This window comes from Corynebacterium heidelbergense (genome assembly GCF_028609845.1).
GTDB lineage: Bacteria > Actinomycetota > Actinomycetes > Mycobacteriales > Mycobacteriaceae > Corynebacterium > Corynebacterium heidelbergense.
Genome location: NZ_CP063191.1, coordinates 2,287,945 through 2,313,070 on the forward strand (window position 1 = coordinate 2,287,945; position 25,126 = coordinate 2,313,070).

The 25,126-nt window shown below is 65.0% G+C and carries 20 protein-coding genes and 1 pseudogene; 11 read left to right on the plus strand and 10 right to left on the minus strand.

From position 1 onward, the window contains the following. The first annotated feature begins 13 nt into the window (after nt 1–13). Nucleotides 14–844 carry an ABC transporter ATP-binding protein gene (locus CHEID_RS10240; RefSeq protein ID WP_112769363.1) on the plus strand — a complete coding sequence of 277 codons (831 nt, stop codon included), beginning with the start codon at nt 14–16 and terminating at the stop codon, nt 842–844. A 33-nt stretch (nt 845–877) separates the two neighbouring features. On the opposite strand, the gene CHEID_RS10245 is transcribed toward CHEID_RS10240, so the two are convergent. Further along, nucleotides 878–1,426, minus strand: a complete 549-nt coding sequence (locus CHEID_RS10245; protein WP_112769364.1) for an NUDIX hydrolase — start codon at nt 1,424–1,426, stop codon at nt 878–880. Nucleotides 1,427–1,458: 32 nt separating this feature from the next. Continuing rightward, nucleotides 1,459–2,943 carry a CCA tRNA nucleotidyltransferase gene (locus CHEID_RS10250; protein ID WP_420536378.1) on the minus strand — a complete coding sequence of 495 codons (1,485 nt, stop codon included), beginning with the start codon at nt 2,941–2,943 and terminating at the stop codon, nt 1,459–1,461. 24 nt (nt 2,944–2,967) lie between these two features. On the opposite strand from CHEID_RS10250, the gene CHEID_RS10255 reads away from it, so the two are divergent. The 9 genes and pseudogenes from CHEID_RS10255 to CHEID_RS10295 all read left to right on the plus strand — a co-directional run bounded on the left by CHEID_RS10255 (nt 2,968) and on the right by CHEID_RS10295 (nt 17,990). Then, a complete protein-coding gene (locus tag CHEID_RS10255) occupies nt 2,968–4,215 on the plus strand; it encodes an alpha/beta fold hydrolase (protein WP_112769365.1) in 1,248 nt (415 codons plus the stop codon). 645 nt (nt 4,216–4,860) lie between these two features. Beyond that, nucleotides 4,861–5,352 (plus strand): annotated as a pseudogene (locus tag CHEID_RS10635) (NUDIX hydrolase); the annotation flags it as partial. Nucleotides 5,353–5,415: 63 nt separating this feature from the next. Next, nucleotides 5,416–8,253, plus strand: coding sequence for a COG1361 family protein (locus tag CHEID_RS10265; RefSeq protein WP_112770053.1), 2,838 nt, complete (start codon nt 5,416–5,418; stop codon nt 8,251–8,253). A 96-nt stretch (nt 8,254–8,349) separates the two neighbouring features. Next, a complete protein-coding gene (locus tag CHEID_RS10270; RefSeq protein ID WP_112770052.1) occupies nt 8,350–10,101 on the plus strand; it encodes a long-chain-fatty-acid--CoA ligase in 1,752 nt (583 codons plus the stop codon). A 168-nt stretch (nt 10,102–10,269) separates the two neighbouring features. After that, entirely contained in the window at nt 10,270–13,968 is a 3,699-nt protein-coding gene (locus CHEID_RS10275) for a murein biosynthesis integral membrane protein MurJ (protein WP_181645952.1), read from the plus strand. 359 nt (nt 13,969–14,327) lie between these two features. Then, the gene (locus CHEID_RS10280) at nt 14,328–14,963 is read left to right on the plus strand and encodes an RNA polymerase sigma factor (RefSeq protein ID WP_273661142.1); all 636 of its coding nucleotides are present in this window, start codon (nt 14,328–14,330) and stop codon (nt 14,961–14,963) included. 147 nt (nt 14,964–15,110) lie between these two features. Further along, entirely contained in the window at nt 15,111–16,085 is a 975-nt protein-coding gene (gene trxB, locus CHEID_RS10285) for a thioredoxin-disulfide reductase (protein ID WP_238599253.1), read from the plus strand. 305 nt (nt 16,086–16,390) lie between these two features. Beyond that, nucleotides 16,391–16,738 carry a thioredoxin gene (gene trxA / locus CHEID_RS10290; RefSeq protein WP_112769010.1) on the plus strand — a complete coding sequence of 116 codons (348 nt, stop codon included), beginning with the start codon at nt 16,391–16,393 and terminating at the stop codon, nt 16,736–16,738. 67 nt (nt 16,739–16,805) lie between these two features. Then, on the plus strand, nt 16,806–17,990 hold the full coding sequence (locus CHEID_RS10295; protein ID WP_112769009.1) for an N-acetylmuramoyl-L-alanine amidase: 1,185 nt from the start codon (nt 16,806–16,808) through the stop codon (nt 17,988–17,990). Nucleotides 17,991–18,068: 78 nt separating this feature from the next. On the opposite strand, the gene CHEID_RS10300 is transcribed toward CHEID_RS10295, so the two are convergent. The 8 genes from CHEID_RS10300 to rpmH all read right to left on the minus strand — a co-directional run bounded on the left by CHEID_RS10300 (nt 18,069) and on the right by rpmH (nt 24,349). Continuing rightward, nucleotides 18,069–18,737, minus strand: a complete 669-nt coding sequence (locus CHEID_RS10300) for a hypothetical protein (RefSeq protein WP_112769008.1) — start codon at nt 18,735–18,737, stop codon at nt 18,069–18,071. 147 nt (nt 18,738–18,884) lie between these two features. Further along, nucleotides 18,885–20,216 (minus strand): ParB/RepB/Spo0J family partition protein, encoded by a 1,332-nt coding sequence (locus tag CHEID_RS10305; RefSeq protein ID WP_112769007.1) that lies wholly within the window; start codon nt 20,214–20,216, stop codon nt 18,885–18,887. An 18-nt stretch (nt 20,217–20,234) separates the two neighbouring features. After that, nucleotides 20,235–21,164 (minus strand): ParA family protein, encoded by a 930-nt coding sequence (locus tag CHEID_RS10310; RefSeq protein WP_112769006.1) that lies wholly within the window; start codon nt 21,162–21,164, stop codon nt 20,235–20,237. Nucleotides 21,165–21,363: 199 nt separating this feature from the next. Further along, complete coding sequence (rsmG, locus tag CHEID_RS10315) at nt 21,364–22,014, minus strand: 16S rRNA (guanine(527)-N(7))-methyltransferase RsmG (RefSeq protein ID WP_112769005.1); 651 nt, start codon at nt 22,012–22,014, stop codon at nt 21,364–21,366. 199 nt (nt 22,015–22,213) lie between these two features. After that, a complete protein-coding gene (yidC, locus tag CHEID_RS10320) occupies nt 22,214–23,188 on the minus strand; it encodes a membrane protein insertase YidC (RefSeq protein WP_112769004.1) in 975 nt (324 codons plus the stop codon). A gap of 142 nt (nt 23,189–23,330) precedes the next feature. Then, complete coding sequence (gene yidD / locus CHEID_RS10325; protein WP_112769003.1) at nt 23,331–23,645, minus strand: membrane protein insertion efficiency factor YidD; 315 nt, start codon at nt 23,643–23,645, stop codon at nt 23,331–23,333. A 12-nt stretch (nt 23,646–23,657) separates the two neighbouring features. Next, the gene (gene rnpA, locus CHEID_RS10330; RefSeq protein ID WP_112769002.1) at nt 23,658–24,080 is read right to left on the minus strand and encodes a ribonuclease P protein component; all 423 of its coding nucleotides are present in this window, start codon (nt 24,078–24,080) and stop codon (nt 23,658–23,660) included. A 125-nt stretch (nt 24,081–24,205) separates the two neighbouring features. Next, nucleotides 24,206–24,349, minus strand: a complete 144-nt coding sequence (gene rpmH / locus CHEID_RS10335) for a 50S ribosomal protein L34 (protein WP_112769001.1) — start codon at nt 24,347–24,349, stop codon at nt 24,206–24,208. A gap of 564 nt (nt 24,350–24,913) precedes the next feature. Here rpmH and CHEID_RS10340 point away from each other — a divergent pair. Continuing rightward, nucleotides 24,914–25,114, plus strand: coding sequence for a hypothetical protein (locus tag CHEID_RS10340; protein ID WP_146743825.1), 201 nt, complete (start codon nt 24,914–24,916; stop codon nt 25,112–25,114). Nucleotides 25,115–25,126: the final 12 nt, after the last annotated feature.

Consider the following 25,126-nt stretch of genomic DNA (forward strand, 5'->3'; position numbering starts at 1 on the left):
GAGGAGTTGGCACATGACCTCCACCGAAAAAGCCAGCGTAAGCCCCCGGGTGCAACTGGGTGACGTGGAACAGACCTACACCACGGACGCCGGGGAGCAGGTGCATGCGCTCACCCCCACGTCAGTGACCGTGGAACCCGGCGAATTCGTGTGCATCGTCGGCCCCTCGGGCTGCGGCAAAACCACGCTTCTGCGAATGATTGCGGGCTTCCTTCGGCCCACCCATGGGCAAGTGCTGCTGGACGACCGACCGATCTCCGGGCCCGGGCCAGACCGAGGGGTGGTCTTCCAGCACGCCAACCTGTTCCCCTGGCTCACCGTGGAGCAGAACGTGGAACTCTCCGGGCGCTTCCGCAAGATTTCCGAGAAGAACCGCCGCGCTGAGGCCGAACGGTATCTGGACATGGTCAACCTGTCGGAGTTCGGCTCCAAGCGGCCCTATGAGCTCTCCGGCGGCATGCAGCAACGCGCCCAGATCGCCCGAGTGCTGGCGGGGAACCCCTCCATTCTGCTCATGGACGAGCCCTTCGGTGCCCTGGATGCCCTGACGCGGGAGACGCTCCAGCACGAGCTCATCGACATCTGGCGCAAGGACAAGAAGACGGTGTTCTTCGTGACCCACTCCGTGGACGAGGCGGTATTGCTGTCCTCCCGGGTGTGGGTGATGAGCGCCCGCCCGGGGCGGATTATCGAGGATATTCCCAGCAATGTGGGCGATCCCACCGCACCCTTCGATCCGGCGGAATTGCGCACGGACCCGGAGTTCCAGCGTCTGCGCAAGCACATCGCGGAGGCCATCTACGCAGCCCAGGGGGCCACGCTGAAATCGGCGGCAGGGGAGTAGGGCCGAGACCTTGAAGCCCCGCCGAGCGGGAAGCTAGCGCTCCCGCTTCCGGTAACCTATCCGGGGCACGTAGCCCTGGGGGTGCTTGAGCTGAGCCACGGCGTCCGCGATGACCAGGCGGAACCTGGGGGAAACGGGGGGCATGTTGCTGATGGGGTAGAAGCCGACGGCGGTGGACTCGTCATCGCCGATGATGGGCTGCACCTCCTGCGCGCCAGCCGACCCACCTGCGATCCGGCAGCGCATGGCGGTGTCCATGTACTGCACCACGTCCCCGTTGGGGTACGTCACGGGCCCCACGGCGCCCACGCCCAGCAGTGCTTCCACCTCCACCTCCAGCCCGGTTTCCTCGCGCACCTCCCGCACGGCGGCGACATGGGGTTCCTCCCCGGGGTCCACGATCCCGGTCACCGGCGTCCACTGCCCGTCATCGGCGCGCCGGACCAGCAGCACCTCTGGAACCGCCCACAGCGGGGCATCCTCGGCCACGTCCTTAAGCACCACAGCCGTCACCCCCGGCAGGAACAGGGGGGCGTGCCCAATCTTGCGGCGCAGCTGAACAATGAAATCGGGGATTGCCATGTCCCACAGTGTAGGCACCGCATCTCCCCGGGCTACTCCTCCTGGCGCCGCTGCCACCAGGCCCGCAGCTCCGCCAGGGCCTCCTCCCGGCCCAGGGGACCCCGGTCTAACCGCAGTTCTTTGAGGTAGGCCCAGGCCTCCCCAACCACGGGCCCAGGCCGCACGCCCAACTCCCGCATGATCTCATTGCCGTCCAAGTCCGGGCGCACAGCGGCGAGATCCTCCTGCTCTCGCAACTGCGCGATTCGCTCCTCCAACCCGTCGTACGTCCGCTGCAGCCGCTCGGACTTCCGCCGGTTTCGGGTGGTGCAGTCCGCCCGCACGAGCAGGTGCAGCAAGGGCAGCAGGTCCCCGGCGTCCGCAACATATCGCCGCACGGCCGAATCGGTCCATGCCCCTTCCCCGTAACCGTGGAACCGCATGTGCAAAAAGACCAACTGGGAGATATCCGCGATGTGCTGCTTGGAGAACTTCAGCGCGCGCAGCCGCTTGCGCACCATCTTCGCCCCCACCACTTCGTGGTGGTAGAAGGTCACGGCCCCCGACTCGGTAAAGGCCCTGGTGGCCGGCTTGCCCACGTCGTGCATGAGCGCGGCCCAGCGCAGCTCCAGGTTGGGCTTCACCCCACGATCCCGCTCCAACTCCACTGCATTGCGCAACACCCGTAGCGAGTGGGCGTAAACGTCCTTGTGGGTGCGGTGCTCGTCCTGAGTCAGCTTCAGCGCGGGCAGCTCCGGCATGATGTACTCCGCCAGGCCCGTCTCCACCATGAGGTCCAGGCCGCGCCAGGGTTCCGCACCCAGCATGAGCTTGTTCAACTCCGCGGCCACCCGTTCCGCGGTGATGCGAGTGATCTCCTCGGCCATCTCGCGCATCGCCCGGGTCACGCCCGGGTTGGCGTCGAAACCTATTTGAGAGACAAAACGGCAGGCGCGCAACATCCGCAGCGGATCATCCCGAAAGCTGACCTGGGGGGCATCGGGCGTGTCCAGCACCTGCCGCGCCGCATCCTGCAGGCCGCCGAGCGGGTCCACAAAATCGTGCTGGCCGTCCGGGCTCAAGCGCAGGGCCATGGCGTTGACCCGGAAATCCCGGCGCACCAGGTCCTCCGCCACGCTGTTGCCGTAGGTGACCTCCGGGTTGCGGGACTGGCCGTCGTATTGATCGGCCCGGAAGGTGGTGATCTCCACCTCAGTTCCCTCCACCAGCGCGGAGACGGTGCCGTAGTCAATCCCCGTTTCCCACACCGTGCTGGCCAGGGGGCGCAGCAACTCCACGATGCGCTGTGGACGGGCGGATGTGGTGAAGTCCACATCCGGGCTCACCCTGCCCAGGAAGGCATCGCGCACGCTGCCGCCCACCAGGTACAGCTCTTCGCCAGCTCCTTCAAAGGCGCTGGCCAGCCGCCTGAGCAGGGGGTCGTAGGCCTGCAGACTACGCCACGCAGTGGCCAGCAGACGGGCATCTTCCACGGGGTTTGCATTCGGGCTGCAGGGCGGCTGGGCGGGCTTTGTCACCCCGGAGAGTCTACTATCCGCATCATGCGCACCCGCACCTCCCCAAAGCGTAAAGGCATCATGCGTCCCACCGCGGACGGCAGCGAATTCCGCCTCGCCTACGCGCGCACCGGCCCGGTTCTGCTCGAGGATCAGCGCACCCAGGGTACCCCGATGGTCGTCATCCCCGGCGGCCCCGGCGTAGGTTCCCTGGTGCCCTACGCCAGCCTCATGAGCTGGGCAGAACGCTCCAACATCGATCTCATCATGGTGGAGCACCGCGGCGTGGGCTTCTCCCGCAAGGCCGCCCACGGCAAGGCCCTCACCCAAGAGGACATGTGGCTGCGCCTCGTGGTTGAAGACATCGAACAGGTGCTCAACGCCGAGGGCATTCGCCAGGCCGTAATTTACGGCGCCTCTTACGGCAGTTATGTCGCGCAGCTCTTCGCCGTCACGCACCCGGAGCGGGTTTCCGGGCTGGTGCTGGATTCCCCGGTCATGGGGGCCGGGGACTACGCGGACATCCGCGCCCACGCCCGGGACCTGTTCTGGGACGGCACCCACGAGCCCACCAGCAAAATCGCCGAGAAGCTGCGCTGTGCGGTTGAGGCCGGGTGCGTAGATCAGGTGGCCCTGGGGTTGGCGGTACGGATGGTGTTCAACGTGATGGGGGAGCAGGGCGTGGCCCAGCTGGCGCTGCTGGCCTGTCGGCGCAGCGGGGCCCGGCTGATCAACGCGCTGCCCCGCGCGCACCGGCTCATCAGCAATATCCACGGCCCCTTCGTCGTGGAGTCCACCCCCGTGGGCACGATCGCCTACCGCGAACTCAACTACGCCCCCGCCCCCGATGGCCTGCCCTTCGACCCCGGGACGGAACAAGCGGAGGATGCGGAGAGCTTCCCGAGCTTCCAAGGGGAGTCGGCCGATTTGTGGTCCCAGGTCCCCGAGCTGCACGTTCCTATCGCGATCCTGTCCGGCGCATGGGATCTGGTGGCACCCCCGCCGAACGCCCGCAAGCTGGCCGAGCGATGCCCGCAGGCCCAGCTCATCGAGGTTCCCGGGGCGGGGCACAGTTTCGTCGACGCCCGCTCGGAAATGGTCCGGGAACTGCTGCAGGTGGTCGGGGAGCGCGGCGTGGAGGGGCTGCGGGAGCATCACGACCGGCTGGAGGATTTGGGCGCTAAGGTGCCGCCGTTTTCCATGCCGCGCGCGGTGCGACTGTTGCTGGGCTCCGTTCGAATTATGGACGCCATGTCCCGCGCGTCACATGGCTGGCGCCAACGGATGGGGTAGCGGGAGTGTCCACCCGTTAAAGTGGTGGGAATGAGTGGCAGCCAGGGATCAGGAGATGGGCGCCGGCGGCGCCGGCGCTCCCGGTCGCGGGCGCGTTCGCGCAATTCGGGGGGCAACCAGCAGCAACAAGGTTCGAAGTCGGCCGTCGCTGGAGGCAATTCGTCGGGGTCCGGGAGCTCTTCTGCGTCGGGCAGCTCAGCCGAGTCGAAGGCCAATACTGGGCCAACGGGGGTCGGCAAGGGCGGGCAGAAGGGCGCGAGCGACCGCCGGGGGAACACCGCAAACCGTGGGGGCGGAGGGCGCGGTGGCTCTGGGCGGGGTAGCTCTGGGCGCAAAGATACGGGTCGCGCCAGCAACCGGACCGGCGGACATCGCTCCGGGGCCGGCCGCGGAGGCGGGGGCCGTAGGGACGGCGGCCGCGACGGGAATCGCACCGGCCGGTCCCATGCCCCGCAGCATGGCCGCTCCCCCGGAGGCCGGTCTACCGGTCGCCCCGGCGCGCCGACCACCCATACCCACCGGTCCAGCTCTCCGGCCGCAGGCCGGACCCACTCCGGCGGCCTGCCCTCCGGGGGTGTGGGTCGGCGTAGTCCAGCCACCCCTTATTCTGCGGAGCATCCCCAGCACAGCGAGCTGCCCTTGTCCGTGGAGACCTCCGCCGGCGGGCTTGTGCTCTCTGGGCTGGCGGAGGCCGTGCGTTCCGACGGGTCAGTGGACCTCACCCGCATCTACGTAGCCCTCATCGGGCGACTGGATCGACGCGGCCGCCTGCTGTGGTCCATGCCCAAGGGGCACGTCGAACCGGAGGAATCCCAGCACGCCACGGCGGAGCGGGAGGTTTGGGAGGAGACCGGGGTGTCCGGAGAGGTCATTGCGGACCTCGGCACCATCGACTATTGGTTTGTCTCTGATGGCACCCGGATACACAAGACCGTGCACCACCATTTGCTGCGCTTCGTGGACGGGGACCTCAACGACGAGGACCCGGAGGTCACCGAGGTGGCGTGGCTGCCGGTGGACCAGCTCGTGGAGCATCTGGCGTACGCCGACGAACGGCGATTGGCCCGCACGGCCTTCGAGCGCCTGCCCGAGTACGCCCGAGCCGAAGCCGAGGCGGGGAGGGCCACGCCGCGATAGGTTGACGGCGGCGCACACATGATGAGTGCTAGACGTAGGGCGAGGGCAAAGGCACCAGCGGCGATGAGTACGGACCCGGTGGGGAAGGCGGCAGCGGCGGCGGCATCGTCGGGTGCCGCACCGGCTGAAGACGGCTCTGCCGGTTCCGCGCAAAGACGCACCCGGTGGTTCTTGCCTTTCCGGCATTCGGCGCTTGGACATACCCTGCTGGCCACTGCCGTTGCCGTGGGCGTGGGCAGCATGGGCCCTGGGCCCCTCGCTGTCCCCGCGGCCCAGGCCCAATCTCTACCTACCGCGTCGGCAGACTCTCGAGGCACCCCTGTTCCCCACAATCCGCAGGACCAGGACGAGGCCGCCGTCTGGGCCAACCCCAACGGCCGGTCCACGGACCCACACACGGCGCTCGCCGTGACCCTCACGCGCGCTGACCCCCCGGTGATTACGGCGATCGCGGACAATTCTGGCACCGGCTCGGCCCGCGTCGACCGGGACCCCACGTACACTCTGCGCCTGAAGAACCACGGCTCCGCCCCGGCCACCAACCTCTCCGTACAGCTACTGCACAGCACTGCTGCGAGCACCGAACAGTTGCGGCTTGCCCAGTTGTCCAACGTGGGTGAGTACCCATCCACGAGCCGCCGGGTGGACATCCCCGGCACCCTGGCCCCCGGGCAGAGCCGGGACGTCCCCCTCACGCTCAAGCTCACCTCCGGTTCAACCACGGCCACCAGCGCCCCCGGCCAGGGTGAGGTTAACGTCCCCGGGATTACTGGCCCGGGCACCTACCCCCTGGCTTTCGCGGTGAGTGCCCAGCTCTCCCCGCAGAGCCAATCCAGCGGCACCGGTGACGCCCAGCTCGCGGCGGTGACACGCACCACTCTCAGTATCACGGGTCAGGCCAAACGGGATCAGAGTTCCCCCCTGACCTTCCTTTGGCCCCTGGCCGCCGAAACGCATGTCGCCGCTGGGAACACAGGGGATGCCCCCAACCGGGCCCCGCTCTACCTCACCGATGAACACCTGGCCCAGGAGATTTCCCCGGGTGGGCGGCTACGGGGCCTGCTGGATGCGTACAAGACAGCAGTGGAAGGACCAAACGGGAGTGATCTCCGGGCCTCTAGCTGCCTGGCTATCGATCCCGATCTGCTGGACACAGTAGATGCCATGACGGCTGGGTACATGGTCGGTTCGGAGGTGCCCAGCCGGGTGAAGGACCAGAAGCGGTTGCGGGACTCCTGGGGGGAAATTTTCAGCGGTAAGGACACCGACGCGGTACCGGGGACCGGCAGCGGCGCGGCCCGGTCCTGGTTGGCGGATTTGCGCCAACTAGTGGAAAAGGGCTGCAGCGTTTCCCTGCCCTACGCCGGGGCCGGCTTCGACTCGCTTGCCGCCGCTGGTCAGGACTGGCTGGCCGTCCACGCCTACGGGCGCGGACCGGAGACCATTCACCGAGTTCTTGGCGTATATCCCCTGCAAAACGTCGTTATCCCCGGCGCGGAGGGCATGGACGCCGGGCACCTAGACATGCTCGCGGCGGGCGCCTCTGAAGGCATCAATGCCTCTATGAACACTCGGTTCGAGGTCATGCAGCGCGGCGCCCCCGCCTTCCCCCCAGATGCGCAGGTCACAGCGGTGGTCGCGGACAACACGGTCCGTACCTTGCGGGAGGCCCAGGTGCCCCAGGCGGGTGCCGAGGGCGCGGATTCGGCGGCACCCCCTGGCAATCCCGCAGCAAAACAGGGCTGGAACGACCGCCTGTTCACCCTCACCCCGCCCCCGGATTCCCAGGCGCCCCTTCCACCGGGGCACCGTTTCCGCGCGCTGACCTATTCGGGGGCCCTCGGGGCCGTCCTCGCCGCAACCGGGGAGCACCCGGAGGTCGCGGGCTACACCAACCCGCAGTCTCGCTACGACCTGGCCGCGGACTCGCCGACCGCGCGGATGGGAGATGCCCTCGCTGCGCTCGATTCCGAACTAGCCCCGGGCAAGCCGGTCTTGGCGGTCCCGCCGGCACTGTGGACGGTGGATGCCGACGGGGCCTCGGCCTTCCTCCAGGCAGTGGGTACTGCATTCCGCCAGCAGCGGGCCACGCCGGCGGGCTTCGGGGATGCTCTGACGCCGAGGGGCGTTGCCCCAGAACAGTTGGCCCAGGGGACCCCCACCGTGCCCTTTGTGGACCCGGGGGAACCCTATGCCGCACACGCCCAGCGCATCTCCCAGCTAGAACGCTATGTGGAGCAGCTAACCCTGTTCATGCGCAACGATCCGAACATCACCTTGACCCGGGAAGTGTTCACCCGCCCGCTGTTCATCGACCTGGTCCGGGCGACCAGTAGTTACCGCAGCCGGGAGAAAACTGCCTGGTCGCAGTCGTGGGACGAGCGAGGCCATCGGTTGGACGTGGTGCGCGATGTCACTGCCACTTTGCGCCACAGCGTATCCCTCTTGCCGCCCAGCAACGTCTTTACCCGCACTTCCGCGGCATCCCCGCTTCTCGTCGTGGCCCGCAACGGGCTGCCCCTGCCGGTGTCCGCGACAGTCGGCTATCGGGTGCGCAATGGCCAACCCATTTCGCTATCGGTCCCCGCAGAGCAGGTGGTTCCGGCCCGTGGGTCCATCACATTGCCTGTGACAACGGACGCTGGTTCCGCCAATCACCAGACCGATTTGACCCTGTGGCTGGCCACTCCTTCCGGGGACCAGATCAGCGAGTCGGTGGAGGTCCGGATGCGTTCTGCCCCAGGGCGCATCCTGGGCCTACTGGCCGTGGGAACCGTGGGCCTGTTTGCCGCCGCCGTAACTGGACGGGTGTGGTGGCAACGGTCGAAGAGATCTGAACGCCCCCGTCCGAAGCCGCCTACGGGCGAAGCTCCCGGCGTACCATCGGATCGGCAAGGCTAGCCGGTAGCTGTTTACGGCGAAGAATACATTTCCCGCCTATGTTGTTCAGCGAGACTAGCCGTGTTAGACCCACACCCCCCAGGAGAGCTTTTCACCGTGAATGCCGATCAGTCTGCGAACACCCCCGCCCTCGAGCGCAAGGCCTGGCTGCAGTTCTACACCCCAAATACGCAGCCACAACTGGACTACCCCAAGGGCACCCTGGCCGAGATGTTTGCGGAAGCCACTAGAAAGTTCGCCGATCGCCCCGCTCTGTGGTTTCTGGGCACCAGCCTGACCTATTCCCAGTTCGGCGATCAAGTAGCCAAACTCGCGCAAGTGCTTGACAGTGCCGGGGTCCGCCCCGGGGACCGGGTTGCAGTCGTGCTGCCGAACTGCCCCCAGAACCTCATCAGTTTCTACGCGATCGTCTCCATGGGCGCCACGGCGGTCTACCACAACCCCTTGTACACTGCCCGCGAGCTAGAGGGTCCCTTTAAAGATCACGGGGCCAGGGTCGGAATTTTCTGGGACAATGCCACGGACGTGGCAACCCACCTGAAGACGCATACCCCCCTGGACACGGTGCTCACAGTGGACATGACCACCGCCCTGCCCCGGTTGAAGCGCCTGGCGCTCAAACTACCGCTGCCCCCCATTCGGGCCACCCGGAAGAAGCTGTCCAGCTCCTCCCGCAAGTTCGCCAGCTTCGACCGGGCTGTGCGCCGCGCCTCCCTGCGCAAGGGCCGCCGCGTGGTGGAGAAGGCCAGTCACCGGGTTACACCCGACTCCACGGCGCTCATCTTGTACACCTCCGGTACGACCGGGGAGCCGAAGGGCGCTGAGCTCATGCACCGCAACCTTATCGCGAATATCGAGATGGGATTGGCCTGGGTCGACGGTCTCGGCACTGGTGAATCGCCCGAACGAATGTTAGCCGCATTGCCCACCTTCCACGCCTACGGCATGGCATTCGGCGGCGCTCTTGCCCCAGCCATCGGGGGTGAGCTTCTCCTTCTTCCTTCGCCTGAACCTTCCCTCCTGATGTCGGTCTTTAAGAAGAGAAAACCAACCTGGGTTCCTGGGGTGCCCACGCTATACCGACTAATCATGGAACACGCCTCCAAGACGGGCGTTGATATATCGGGCGTTCGCTACTCCTTCTCAGGCGCTGCTTCTCTTCCACCTGCCATCGTCGACGAATGGGAACGTATGACCGGAGGCCTACTTGTCGAAGGGTACGGCCTGACGGAAACCTCGCCTATCGTTCTCGGAAACCCCATGAGCGAGGATCGTCGACCGGGTTATGTCGGGATCCCCTTTCCAGATACAGAAGCGAAGATCGTTGATCCAGAGCGTCCCGAGGTGGCCCGCCCGGACGGGGAGGCCGGGGAACTGCTTGTCCGAGGCCCGCAGGTGTTCAAGGGATACCTCAACAAGCCGGACGCTACCCGTTCCTCCTTCACCGGGGATTGGTTCCACACCGGGGACATGGCGGTGATGGAGCCGGACGGCTTTGTGCGCATCGTCTCGCGGATTAAGGAAATGATCATCACCGGCGGGTTCAACGTATACCCCCAGGAGGTAGAGGAAATCATCGCAGAATTCGACGGTGTTCAGCGGGTCGCCGTGGTGGGTCTGCCCCGCGATGATGGTTCCGAGACCGTGGTGGCTGCGGTCGTGCTGACGGGCAAAAATAAGCTTTCGGACGCCACCAAGACAGCGCTGAAAGAGCACTGCCAGCGCAATCTCACGAAGTACAAGGTGCCCCGGGAGTTCTATCAGCTCGATGAACTGGCCTGCGACATGATGGGGAAGGTGCGCCGCACGGAGGTGCGCCAGCAGGTCCAGGAGTTGCTGAACGATTAACCCCTGTCCCGTTCCCACCAGCGCCCCCGCCGTTCTCAACGGCACCCAGTGCGCGGCGCCTCGGCTCCCTAGCGCTATCGGTGGGAGCTGGTGAAAAGGCTGGCGAATACTGCGAACACGCCCCGGGGTGGTTAGACCCTGCCCGGGGGCGTGGGCAAAGATGGAACGGTGATTGACTCCGACCCCCCGCGCAGCGCCGCGCCGGGCCAACGCGGCCGCTTCCGGGCCGCGCGCCCCCCGGCACCGGCCCCGGCCCGCAAAAGTGCAGCCGTCCGGGAGGCCACCGCGCCGCCGACGGAAGACCATTCGCGGTTAGAACGCAGCCCACTTCCGCGCTCTGGTGGCGCTCGGGGGAGCGCGCCGGAATTGGCGTCCCAAAGAAGAAATAGCACCGATGGGGATGAACAGGTGGTCCGGGCGGGCGGATCCATGGCGATCGCCACGCTCATCTCCCGCATCACCGGGTTTCTGCGGACCGTGCTCATCGGCTCCGCGCTGGGACCGGCGGTGGCCAGCGCCTTCAACACCGCCAATACGCTGCCCAACCTCATCACCGAGCTGGTGCTGGGGGCGGTGCTGACCTCCCTGGTGGTGCCAGTGCTGGTCCGCGCGGAGAAGGAGGACCCGGACCAGGGCGCGGCATTCATCCGCCGCCTGCTGACCCTGACATTCACCCTGACATTGAGCGTCACCGTCCTCGCGGTCGCCGCAGCACCCTGGCTGGCCAGCATGTCCCTGGGCGAGCACGGCGAGGTCAACGTCCACATGTCCACGGCGTTTGCGTTCCTGGTGCTGCCGCAGATCCTTTTCTACGCGCTGTTCGCGGTGTTCATGGCGGTGCTCAACACCAAGGGAATTTTCAAACCCGGCGCGTGGGCCCCCGTGATCAACAACGTCGTGACGCTCGCGGTGCTATCGCTGTATTTCCTACTGCCGCCGGACCTCAAGCTGCACCCGACGGACAACGTGACCATCACGGATGCCTCGGTTCTGCTTCTGGGCTTGGGAACGACGGCGGGCGTGGTGATGCAGGCCCTCATCATGGTGCCCTACCTGCGCAAAGCCGGTATCGATGTGCGGCCGCTGTGGGGGATCGACGAACGGCTCAAGGCCTTCGGGGGGATGGCCATCGCCATCGTCGTGTACGTGGCCATATCGCAACTGGGGTGGGTGCTGAACAACCGCATTGCCTCCATGTCCAGCGCGGCAGCGCCAACGATCTACACGCAGGCCTGGCAATTACTGCAGGTGCCCTATGGCGTGATCGGCGTGACATTATTGACCGCAGTTATGCCCCGGCTCTCCCGCAATGCCGCCGACGGTGACGACAAAGCCGTGGTGAAGGACCTCACCACCGCCACGAAGCTCACGCTGCTGGCCCTCATCCCCATCATCGTGTTCTTCACGGCCTTCGGTACCCTCATCTGCAGCGCTCTATTCTTCTACGGGGACTACCCCCTAGATGCCGCCAACGTGCTCGGCTGGACGGTGAGCTTCTCCGCGTTCACCCTCATCCCCTACGCCATCGTCCTGCTCCACCTGCGCGTCTTCTACGCCCGGGAGGAGGTGTGGACGCCCACCTTCATCATCGCGGGCATCACCATCACCAAGCTCGCCCTGGCCTTCACCGCGCCGCTTGTCGCCACCGAACCGCGACTCGTCGTCGTCCTCCTTGGAGCGGCCAACGGGTTCGGGTTCCTGGCCGGGGCGATCATCGGCGCCCGGCTGCTCGGGCGCTCCCTGGGCTCCCTCAACTCCCGGGCCGTGCTGAAAACCTCCGGATGGGCCGTAGGGGCCTCCGTGATCGCCGCCCTCATCGTCTGGCGCATGGACGTGGCCCTCGTGCGATTCGGCCACATCCCGCAAACCAACCCCTGGTTCGTCGGGCGCACCGCCCTGGCCGGGATCGTCTTCCTCGGCATCACCGGGCTCATCCTCTCCCGCTCCCACCTGCCGGAGGTCACCACGGTGGGGGCATCCCTGTCCCGCCTGCCGGTCCTGGGCAAGTTCATCACCGTGGACCGCGAGGCCGCAGCGAGCCCCACCACCAGCGGATCCCAGCCGATGCTGGCCGGGCCCGCCACCGCCCAGGAGGCCGCCCACGAAGCCGCCGTTGCCAACTCCCTGTTGCCGGCCCTGCCGCCGCTGTCAGCGGGGCGGGTGAGCGGTCCCCGGCTAGTGCCCGGCGCGCCGATCATAGGTGGGCAGTACCGCCTGCTCGCCGATCATGGCGGCTCCCCGGCAGCCCGGTTGTGGCAGGCCAGGGACACCAAAACGGGGGACGTGGTGGCGCTGACCATCATGGACCCGGCCGCCGCCATACGGGAAAAGGCGAGCTCCAGCGGCAATGGCCTCACAGACCTCAGCCGCCGCGTGGCCCAAGCCCGGGCACAAATGATCCAGCGCACCCGCGCCCTTGCGGAGTGCGCCGGGCCCGGCCTGACCCCCATCCGGGAGGTCGTGGACACGGTCGTGGGCGGGCCGAATCTCGTCATCGTGGTGGCGGACTGGGTGGCCGGCTCCCCGCTGACAGCCGTCGCCGAGTCCGGGCCGGATCCGTTGGCCGCAGGCTACGCCGTGGCGGACCTGGCGGACGCCGTAGCCCGCACGGGGGAGCGCGGCTGCGTGCTGGGCCTGGACCACCGCGATCGCATCCGCATCAGCACGCAGGGCGTGGCCACCCTGGCCTTCCCCGGTGTGCTGCCCAGCAATACCGCTGCACAGGACAATCGCGGCATCGTCGTGGCCCTGGAGCTGCTGTTGGAGAAGGTGCCTTATTCGGAGGTACCGGAAGAGCTTACGGCCCTATATCGGCGGGCAAAGAGCGGCGCCGACCGTTCCAGGGCGAAGGGGGCGAAGGCAGGCGGCTCACCGTCGCTGAGCCCTGCGGAGGTGGCCCGCCGCCTGCGCGCCCTAACCGCCGGGGACCTGCAGGTGGACCGCGACGCAACCCCGGACCCCACAAACCGGGCCGGGTTCGGCGCCGCCCGTAATCGGCCCCGCTCCCTGGCCAGCGCGGGCCTGGTGGCCTTCCTTTCAGTCATGCTCGTGGCCGCCGTCATCGCCGCGGCGATCAGCTTCTTCGGGGCGGGCCGCCAGGATTCCCCGCTGTCCCCCAACTCGCTGCGCCAGGGGGCCACGGGGGGTGCTTCGCAGGTACGGCTCGCGCCCCTGGCCAACGCCCAGGAGTGGATGCCCACCAACGGCCCGGGAACGCCCGACGATCCCCAGGGCGCCGCGGCCATCGCGGACGGCAATCCCCAGACCTCCTGGGTCTCGGACCAGTACAACAACCAGCTCGGCGCCGGGCCCGCGTCCCTCAAACCCGGGATCGGGCTGATGGTGGACCTGCCGCGGGGCACGCAGGTGGCTGGGGTGCAGCTCAGCGGCCTGGCCCCCGGAACCCAGCTAGAGCTGCGGCGGTCGGATGCCCAAACCCAGTCGGTGGACCAGGCCCCAGTGCTGGCCACCGTGGATGCCACGGATGCCACGATGACGGTCCGCTTCGACCAGGGCACCCCGACCGTGGTGGCCGGGCCGCAGGAGCTCGTTCCCGGGCAGGGCTCCCGGGGTTCGGGCTCCCCTAGTGCATCGGCGGGGGTTACGCCCACTGGCTCCGACGAGGGTGGTGCTAGCGGTCCGACGGAGAGTGCTGAGACGGCGCCGGGGCAGGTGGCGTCCACAAATGGAGGAACCCAGCGCCTCGACCGCCTGCTAATTTGGATTACCAAGCTGCCGATGCCCAAGCCCGCTCGGCTGGCGGAGGTTGCGGTCGCCGGGCAATTCGATGGGGGCACAGATGGGGTAACGACGCCACCTAACCCCACGCCGGCCAGTACTGCGCCAAGCCAGGAGCAACGGCGCTAGACCCCGAAGGGAGGGGTTGGGGAAAGCGCGGCGGGGACGGGGAGTTTTCCACATCCCCGCTCTGTTCGGGATGGACCGGGTAGCCCCTTTTCTGGGAATCTCGCTTCTAGCACCGGCGCACCTCCGCTGAGGTCTACAGCGTGCCCCCTGCCTAAGCGGCGCGGTGGGGGAGGTAAGAGCAAGCGGGGGAGCGACTGGAAGCGAGCAGGCCACGGGGTTGTCGAGGGGAAGAAGGGGGAAGAGCGCACATGCAATCCGTGTGTTCACGTCCGACTGAGGCGGTTGGATCGGGGGAACGGCCGAAACAACGACTCGGTGCGAGAAGGGGCGCGGGGGAAGGTGGCGGTGGGCCGCGGGGGATGCGCGGGCTCGAGGGGTCCAGCCGGATGTATGGGCGGGCTCCCCGGAACGGCGGCTGCGAGGATGCCGCGGCGGATAGAGAGCTGCTGCGCCGGCACCAGCAGGGTTGCGGGCAGGCCTTTGACCGGTTGCTCCATCGCCACCGGGCCAAGCTGAGCTGGGTGATCCGGGCCAGCGGAGTGAGCGCCTCCGAGCATTCGGACGTATTTCAGGAAGGGGTTTTGCGGATGCACCGGAGCGCGAGTAGCTATTCCGGGGCTTCCTCCGTGGCTACGTGGATGACCGCCATCATGCGCAATACGGCCCTGAGCTTCCTGCGTGATCAGCACCGCAGGTTTTCGGCGGAGCTCACAGACTTCCTGGACGATGCCTACCGGCCGGATATCCTGCTGGCCACCCAACGGCCGCGGGAACCGTTGGAGGAGCGGTTAGATGTGGCCCGCAGCTTGCAGCGATTGGATCCGGATCTGCGAATCGTGCTGGTGCTTACCGGCCTGTGCGGTTACACGACCGGGGACGTGGCCCGGCGCCTGGGGGTACCGGAGGGGACCGTGAAATCCCGAAAGTTTCGGGCTTCCCAGCGGATGCGGCAACTGCTGGGGCAGGTGGAATACGCGGGTTGTCCCGGCCGTTAAAGGCACCGTTAAACTCGGTTGGAGGTCACATCGCGACCGCTCACGCTACCCAAGGAGATCTGCCCCATGGACCTGCCCTTCCTGCAGCCCGACGTTTCATTGCCCAAAGACGAACGCAAGGGTGGCGGCCAAGAGGCTTCGGAGCAGATGGCTTCGGAGACCCCCAGCGCTTCCGCTGCGGGGGAGGGGATCCGGGATCTCATCATCATTGGCTCCGGCCCGGCGGGGTACACCGCCGCGGTGTACGCGGCTCGTGCCGAGCTGAAGCCCCTCGTGTTCGAGGGCATCGAGTACGGCGGGCTGCTCATGCAGACCACGGAAGTGGAAAACTTCCCCGGCTTTTCCGCGGGCATCATGGGGCCCAACCTCATGGAGGAGATGCGCAGCCAGGCTGAGCGCTTTGGCGCGGACCTGCGCATGGAGAACGTAGACAAGGTGGAGCTGCACGGCGATATCAAGCGGGTCTGGGTAGACGGTGAGGAACACAGGGCGCGGGCCGTTATTTTGGCCACTGGTGCCGCACCCCGCTACCTGGGGGTCCCCGGCGAGGCCGAGCTGCTCGGCAGAGGGGTTTCCGCTTGCGCCACCTGCGATGGATTTTTCTTTAAGGACAAGAAGATTGCCGTGGTGGGCGGCGGCGATTCCGCGATGGAGGAGGCGGATTTCCTCACCAAGTTCGGCTCTAGCGTGACGATCATTCATCGGCGGAACGAATTCCGCGCGTCTCGCATCATGGTGGATCGGGCCAAAGCCAACCCGAAGATCCACTTCCTCATGGAGTCGCAGGTGAAAGAAGTGCTGGGGGATAAGGCGGTAACGGGCCTCAAGGTGGAAAACACCCGGACCGGGAAAGTTACCGAGGTGGAGATGGACGCAATGTTCGTTGCCATCGGCCACGATCCCCGCACCGAGGTGTTCCGCGACCAGGTCGCGCTACAACCCAATGGCTACGTGGAAGTGGCCGAGCCCTCCACGCGCACGAGCGTGCCCGGGGTGTTCGCCGCCGGGGACCTCGTGGATTCCCACTACCAGCAGGCCATCACTGCGGCTGGCTCGGGATGCCGGGCCTCCTTGGACGCCGAGGCTTACCTCGTCGCCACACCCGTCCTGGCAACGCAATAAGGGCCGTAGCGCAGACAGCGGCGCAGTGCGGTGGGGACCGGCGCACGAGGCCGCGGTGTCAGGGGAGGGGGAAGAGGGGGTGGGGTAGCGCGAGGTTGCGCTCGATATGCACCCCACTTTTCTCCTTCGCGTCGGATGTGGCCCACCCAAGCGTTTCACCAGCGGTTTTGCTCTCGTACCACCGTACGATGACATCACTACACCCGATCAGTAACCTAGTGACGTATCCGAGGTCGTATCCAACGCCGTACGCGCCAACCGGACCTCCGCAGCTGGCTACATTTAGGAGAAAGGCCCCACCTCTCATGTCCTCTTCGGACGCCTCCACCGCCATCCACTCGATCACCCAGAACGAGTTCCACTCGGAAGTGGTCGAGGCAGAGGTCCCGGTTCTTGTGGATTTCTGGGCTGAATGGTGCCAGCCCTGCCTGCACATGAATCCCGTTCTCGAGGAACTAGCCGAAGAGCTAGGCAGCCAAGCGAAAATCGTGAAGGTGAACCTGGATGAAGAACGCGTTCTCGGGGCCATGTTCCAGGTGATGAGCATCCCCGCCCTCTTCATCTTCCACGGTGGCAAAAAGACCCGCGAATTTCACGGGGCACAGAGCAAGGACACTCTCAAGGCGGCTTTGTCCGCTGGCCCCGTAGAATGATGTCGGGCCTGGTCAAGGTTTGAACATAGCGTGACGATATTGTGATAGAGAGGATGCGTTTCTCCCGGTGAACAGGCTTATTCTTCAGGTCGGGGATTCCAGCCCCCGCGTGGCTGAAGTCAGGGGTGCACTGGCCCGCCTCGGGCGACTCGAGGGCTTCACCGGCGATCTCACCGGTCGAGACGTGCAGCGGTTCACCGAAGTCGAGGAATACTTCGATCCGGGCCTCGCCACCGCACTCAAAGCCTTCCAGCAGTCCCGCGGCATTATCGCCGACGGCACCATCACCGAAGGAACGCTCCGCGCGCTACGGGAAGCAAGTTACTCCTTGGGAGCACGGGTCCTATCCCTCCAGGCCAACCACATGGTGGGCGACGATGTCGCGCAGCTACAGACGCAGCTCCACGACTTGGGGTTTTACACCAGCCGTGTCGATGGCCACTTTGGGCCGGCCACCCACTCCGCAGTGGCGAATTACCAACGCGACTACGCCCTCACCCCGGATGGCACGGTGGGTCCCGCCACTCTGCGGGCGCTGTCTTATCTCGGCCGCCGAATCACGGGAGGTTCGCCCCAGTCCATTCGGGAGAAAGAGCAGATCCGCGCGGCCGGTCCGCAGCTTTCCGGCAAGCGCGTGGTCATCGATCCAGGCCTCGGCGGTGGAGCCCCCGGTTACACGGTGCGCGGACGTTATGGGGAAGTCACCGAGGAGGAGATTCTGTGGGATCTCGCCGGGCGCATTGAGGGCAGGATGATCACAGCCGGGATGGAAACCATCATGTCCCGCACCAGATCCGCGAACCCGACGAACCAGGACCGGGCAAACATCGCCAATGCTTTCGGCGCTGACCTGGTCATTTCCCTCCGCGCGGATATCTACCAGAACAAGAAGGCTAACGGGGTGGCCTGCTTCTACTTCGGCTCACACTCCGGTTATTCCTCGATGATCGGTGAGAAGCTCTCCGGATTCATCCAGAGGGAAATCACCGCACGCACCCCGTTGCGAAACTGCTACAACCATCGGCGAACGTGGGATGTACTGCGCCTCACCACGATGCCGACGGTGCAGGTAGTTCCCGGTTATCTCACCAACCCCGGTGACGTGCAGATACTGACAAACCCCGAGATGCGCGACATTATTGCAGAGGCAATCGTTGTGTCCGTCAAACGTCTTTATCTCCTGGACAAGGACGTCCACGCTACCGGCACGTATACCTTCAGCGAGCTGCTCAAACACGAGAGCGCCCGCTAAGAACCCAAAGCATTGCCATTCCGCCCGGGGGGCGCCGACGCCTCCCCTTTGTGGGGGCAGGTGGAGCTCACCGTTTTGTTATCGTACGCCCACTTTTCGTGGCTTGGCCCCACCCAGCACTGTCCTCAACGGCCTAGCCTGGTTGACCGCGTCGTGGTCTGCCTCAGCAAACCGGGCAAAGACTGACCTCGTTCCGGCGTTTTCCTTGCGATAGCGGGGAATATGGGGATGCTGCTGTACCACGTGAAAGCCAGACGCCAGGAGTATTTCCGCGCTCATCAACGGCGCAGTCGGCTCGTCCGCGCCCACCCATCCATAGGCCTCAACTGCTTTCGCCCCACGTCGACTCGTCTCCGTGAGGACCGTATCGATTAGTTGGTGCTCTAGATAGAGCCCGTTAAACGCCGGTGCGACATACACCGTGGAGAGCAGCACCGCGTCAGCGGAAACGGAACCACTGGGCATCTTCGCAGATCCAGGCAGGTAATTCGGAGGAGCGAAGAAGGTGGTGGCAGCAGCAGTAGGGGACGTGAGGTTGCCGCTGCTGTGGACGAAGGCCGTATAACCGCAGATTCCCCACTCCATGAGGACACGTTGGATCCACAGTTGTTTATCAAAAGCGGGGTCTTCGCAGCACGCTTCGGAGTCGTCCGCGTTCCGTGGAAGCTCCCAGAAGACGCTGTTCGCCGCCGTGCGCTCGATGGAGTTGGCTGTTCCGGCGGTAACCGCCCGGACTCGCACGTCCATCCCCGCTCTCCTTCCTGATTCCGTTTGCGTCGATGTTTCACGTGAAACATCGATCACCTCGCCCCTTCGTCACACCCCCAAGGCAAGTGGTGGAAGAGGGAAGCTACTGACAGGGCTGTGCATGGGGTTCATACAGACCGCCTGACCTCAGCCCTCGCTGTCTACACGAAGCAGTTCCACGATGCGGTCGAAATCCTCGGGGCCGGCAAACTCCACGACAATCTTGCCGCGCTTCCGTCCCATCTGCACCTTGACCTTGGTATCCAGTGCTTCCTGGACATCGTGCACCCAGGTTTCCACCCGCTCGGGGAGCGGCCGCGGGGGTGGGGGCGTTTTCGACCCTGCCCGCTGCGAATCCCCTCGATTGAGTAGCGCGACCGCCTCCTCCGTAGCGCGAACGCTCAACCCCTCGGCCACGATCCGAGTGGCCAGTGCTTCCTGCGCCTCTGGTCCGACCTTCACTCCGAGCAAAGCCCTAGCGTGCCCGCTGGAGAGCACACCGGCTCCTACACGTCGTTGTACCGATACGGGAAGCTGCAGCAACCGGATCATGTTGGTGATGAGGGGCCGGGAACGTCCGATCCGCTCGGCCAACTGGGCCTGCGTGACGCCAAACTCTTCCAGAAGCTGCTGGTAGGCAGCCGCCTCTTCCAGAGGATTGAGCTGGACTCGGTGAATATTCTCCAGCAGCGCATCCCGCAACATGGCGGAGTCCTCGGTCTCACGAACGATGGCCGGGATGGTCTCCAGCCCCGCTTCCGAGGCTGCGCGCAGGCGGCGCTCGCCCATGATGAGCTCGAAAGGCTTGTCTCCGGTTGAGGCGGGCCGCACGACGATCGGCTGCATGAGCCCGAATTCGCGGATCGAGTGCACGAGCTCCTGCAGCGCCTCTTCGTCAAACACCGTCCTCGGCTGTTTGGCGTTAGCGGCAATACTGTCTAAGGGGAGCTCCTGATAGGTTGCCCCGATGTCGCCTGTCCCGGCCGAATCAGCCGTCTCGCGACCCGATTTTTCCACGCCACCAGCAGGTGCACGATTCTGTGCCGAATTCCCGGCGCCACCAGCAGGCTCACGATACTGTCCCGAACTCCCAGTATTGGCAGGGGAGGTTCCTCCACGGGTATGCGTGCCCAGTTCGCCCTCGTTCACGCTCCGTTTGGTCGCAGCGCACCCCTCACCCCCAGTGGCGTCGGGGTAATCCGTCAGCGAGCCCCGCCGCGCACCTTGTGGCGTTGCCCCCTTGCGGGTACCGCCCTCTCCGACCCGACGCGCAGCGCCACCCTGTGCCGACTGATTTCCCCCGCCAGTGCCTTTGCCCAAGATGACGTCCGCCGCCCCGGCCCCCAAGCTAGGACGCGCCGGACCGGTCGGGATCAAGGATGCCAAGCCCCGGCCGAGTCCACCTCGCTTCTTGGCGGACTTGACTGCCTCTGTGGAGGGCAGCCCCGACTTGTCGTTGTTGGTTGATGTCTCAGCCATGGTTGTGCTTTAAGCCCTTCAGGAATGGAGTTCGGGAGCCACCCCGATGGGGGCGCTTTCGGCGGTGGGAAGATAGTCTCCGCGTTTGGCCAGTTCGATCGCTGCGTCGAAGTAGGCTAGGGCGCCCCGGGATCCGGCGTCGTATTCCAACACTGTCTGACCATATCCGGGAGCCTCAGATACCTTCACTGAACGGGGAATCCGATTGACCAGCACTACCGACCCGAAATGCCGGCGGACCTCCTCCACCACCTGCTCGGATAGTTTGGTGCGCCCGTCGTACATCGTGAGCAAAACGGCCCCGACGTGCAGGTTGGGGTTGAGGTTCTCGCGGATCATGCTGATGTTGCTCAGTAGTTGGCCCACCCCCTCCAAGGCGTAATACTCGCACTGGATCGGCAGCAGGACCTCGTCCACGGTGGTCATGGCATTGATCGTGAGCAGCCCGAGCGATGGAGGGCAGTCCACAAAGACGTAATCAAATCCCTGCTCGGCAAGGAAATCGTCGTTGAGCGCTTGTGCCAGTCGGTACTCCCGCTTCACCATGCTGACGAGCTCGATCTCCGCTCCGGCCAGGTCAATCGTCGCCGGAATGCAGCACACATTGGGGTTTGTTTCGCACCACTGCATCGCTTCGGCGGCGCCGATGTCTCCGATAAGCACCTCATAGCTACTGGGGGTACCCATACGATGCTCAGCTCCGAGCGCCGTAGACGCGTTCCCTTGCGGATCCAGGTCGATGACCAGGGTCTTGAGACCATGCAAACCAAGGGCCCACGCCAGGTTCACCGTGGACGTCGTTTTCCCCACGCCCCCCTTTTGGTTGGCGATCGTAATCTTTCGGCACCGCTCGGGCTTCGGAAGCTTCAGGTTCGCGGGGTTCGACATGCGGGCTGCTTGACGCGCTGCCCGGGCTATCGGCGTCTCGTCCCACTCGTTCTGACTCATTCTGTCCTAGGTATCCCTTCGATGTTTCACGTGAAACATTCTCGCTCGCTGCCCCTACAGCCTAGAAGCTTCACGAGATTGCCACCATCCGAGTCTCTATTCTGGACGCCCCCAACACAGCGCACCCCGGAACAGCCCGGGGGAGGGGAGGGCGAATCTCCGCCGAGCCGCCAAGAGTGCGATCGTACCCGCTCGAACCTCAGCGACGCCGTTCGACGGTAACTACGTAGGTTGGCTCGCTGAGTACAGCCCTTCCGATAGTCTCCACCCTCAGCGAGCCCCCGCCGAGCTTGCGGACGCCTGCCGCGTCGCGCTCCACCTCCTCGGCGGCGCTTGCCCCCTTGAGCGCCTTCACAGCACCACCGACGCGGCACAGCGGCAGCGACCACCTCATGAGCTTGTGGAGTGGTGCCACCGCGCGACTCGTCACCACATCCGCGCCACCGCACTCTTTGCGAACGTGCCCTTCCTCGGCGCGGCCTCTGACTACCACCGCTGGCAAGCTGAGCTCCTCCAGTACCTCCCCGAGGAAGGTGCACCGCCTCAGGAGAGGCTCCACAAGCTGCACCTCTAGGTCCGGCCGGGCGATGGCGAGAGGTATCCCTGGCAGGCCCGCTCCGGATCCGACATCCACCACCCGTGCCCCCTGCTCGATGGCCTCACCGAGAACCGCGCTATTAAGGATGTGCCGATCCCATAGCCGAGGGGTCTCGCGCGGACCAATGAGGCCTCTCTCCACCCCCGCCGTCGCAAGGAGTTCCGCGTACCGTGCCGCTAGGGGGAGACGTTCGCCCAACACCGTCGCAGCAATCTCCGGAACAGCGCCTAACTCCTCGGGTTCGCTAGTCACAACAGGCTCCTCAAATGTACTGGCGCGGGTCCATGGGAATGTTTCACGTGAAACATCGTACCTGCCGCACCAACCCTCACCGGTCGCGCTCACGGCCACGACCCCGACCCACCCGAGTCAACCATGTCCGGGCGCAAAAAAGCCCCCGCTTTTCCGCGGGGGCTCAAGGGCGGCTCATCGCTTCAGCGAAGCGGCATCCCTATTTCTTACGCCTTTTGGGGTTCTCGGGCCGGGCGCCGACGCGCGGGGCGCTGGTCCGCTTGGCGGCTAACTTCGCCTCTTTCTCTTCTTCTTCCTCACGATCCATTTTGGCGAAGAGCATCTTCTGCTGCAGCAAAGTCCACGAGTTGTTAGCGAACATGTAGAGGGCCAAGCCGATCTGCCACAGGAAGCCGCCTGTTAGATACATAATCGGCACGATCCACACCATCATCTTCTGCATCATGTCCATCTGCATCTGCATCTGAGCTGCCCGGGGGTCATCGTCCTTCTTGGCCGGGTTCGCATCCTGCTTACGCTTCGTGCGATCCATGCTCATCCGGGCCGTGAAGTGCATGATCACCGCAGAGGCCAGCATGAGCGGCACGATGATCACCATGATGTTCATCTTGGTGAAGTCCGGAGCAATCCCCTCCGGGGAGAACGCGGCATAGCTCTCCGGGTTCTGCGAGATGAATCCCGACAGCGGTGCACCGAAGAGCCGCGCGTCCAGGAAAGACTGAACTTCCTGCACCCCGAAGAAGTAGTTGGGGGTATTTCGGGTCTGCTCAACGCTCATCCCCAACTCGCCGAAGTGGTTGCCCGTGCGGTTGAAGGACCGGAGAACGTGGAATAGGCCCAGGAATAGAGGAAACTGGACGAGTACTGGCAGGCAGGAGGCCAAGGGGTTTACCCCCATCTCCTTTTGCGCTGCGCGAACCTCTTCCATCAACTTCTGCTGATTGCCCGCATGCTTCTTTTGCAGCTCGCGCATTTTGGGCTGGAACTCCTGCGTCCGCCGCATCGAACGCATCTGACTCACCGCCGGTTTCACCAGGAGGATTCGCACAGTGAACACAAGGAAGATAATCGCTAGCGCCCATGTGAGGCCGGAGGCGGGGTCCAGCACAAAGCTGAACACTTTGTGCCAAAACCACAGCACGCCAGAGATCGGATAGTAAATGAAGTTAAGCACGTCTGGAGGGTACTCCTGTGACTAGGGGTAAAGAACAAGGCTGTTATTTATCTCGCCAGGCGCGCCACACCACTCCAGCCGGGGTTGGACACGCTCGCGTAGCACGGCACCTTTCAACTTGAGCGTCGGTTCTCGGGAACCTTCAGCGTGAAGAACCTTCGGCCCGACCAGCTAACAGGCGCTGCCACAACCCCGGGCGCCGAGGGGGAACCGGGTCCCACCCGCCCGGGTGCCATGGCCCACATCGTGCCAGTCTAGCCGCCGACAGGGCAAAACCCTTGATTGGACCGAACCGCCCAAAGGCGGTCAGCGCGTACTCACTGCATGTCGGCTCAAAGCGACAACTGGGCCCCGCCTTCATGCTGGACAGATAGGCCCGATAGAAACCGATACACCTGCGGGCTAGGGGGGACCGGTCATCCCCATGTTCCACGGTCTTTTCCGGCTCCGGCTTCATGCCGACACCCGCCTAGTCCCGCCGCCGCAGTCGTCTACCGCGTTCGATCCTGGACAGGCAGTTGCGGATATCAGCCGCTAACTTCTCGCTACTGGCGCTAGCCGCAGCAGGGAGGGCTCGGATAACGACGGCAGAGCCCTGTGGAATCCAGCCTTCAGGTTGCGCCCTCGGGCCCAATTCTTTGAGGTAGATCGCCATGATGTGCCGAATGCGTCGCGAAACCCGATGGCGTGCCACCGCGTTGCCCACTGCTTTAGACACGATGAGTCCAACGCGGACGTTACGGTCCCCAATAAGTTGGACGCCCAGGCCCGCGATCCCGGTTGGACCTGGACATACGTAAACCACCACCGTGCGCGAACCCTTCTTCCATCCGTTTCGCGTTGTTTCGTCGAATCGACGGGAAGCGCGAAGGCGGTTTTCAGGGGATAACACGGTGGTGGCCTATTCCTTTTTGGGGCGTTCCGCTCTCTGAAGCACTGTATGGTGTGCTTGTTCCGGAACGCTACCCATAGCCCTGGGGTCTCTACAGAACCAACGGGAGTTAGAACCCCTAGGTGCTATGCCGTCAGGGTCTTGCGGCCCTTGCGCCGACGGGCGGAGACCACGGCCCGGCCTGCGCGGGTACGCATACGAGTACGAAAGCCGTGCACGCGGGCACGACGGCGGTTGTTCGGCTGGAAAGTACGCTTGCCCTTGGCCATGGTACTTCGCTCCTCTACATGATCGAATGACGCGCAGCCACCGGTGGTGCCTGTTACCCCTCGTCAACGCGGTGGTGGACGAAGGCGGTGGGTTTTTCGGCTGCGCACCGGAAAACAGTGGATTGAGGAAGACTGCTCCCGAAGCAAGCACCGCCCACGCGCTCGTGGGCTGGGTGTTGTTTCGCCGACCAAGGTCTTCCACTTGTGGCTTGCTCGGTCGGAGGAGAGTCTTCCGGCGGCTCCAAGGCACAACATCTGCGGACGTTCGTTGCAGAAGTCGTGGTGGGGCCATAGACGGTTAATAAGGATACGCAGGCAGCGGGGGCCCCGGCAAATTAGTGCCACGATGCTGTGTAGTACTCACCACCGTGGTTCTGCCCAGCTCATTGGGGGACACGTCCGTGCCTGTGGATAACCGGGTCACCCCCGAACCTTAAACCGTGAGTTTAGACTTAGAAAGTGCAGGTCAAAGAGTTTTCCCCAAGCGGTTTCAGTTGTCCACAGCAGCGCGGTATCTTGGGGATAACTGACTACCCACAGTTATCCACAGGTGTGGAGAATGTTGTGGATACGCAGGACACGGGTATCTTCGTGATGTGCACAATCCTGTGGGACTCCGTGGAAACTCTGGGCAGACGCGCGCACTGGGCACTTATCCACAGCTCCTTTGTTGCCGCTCCAGCGATCTACCCCCACACCACCATGCGGGCCGATCCGGCTCCCATGCCCATGACCGACAACACGCTCACCAACCGCAACCGCTAGAGGGAATATTCA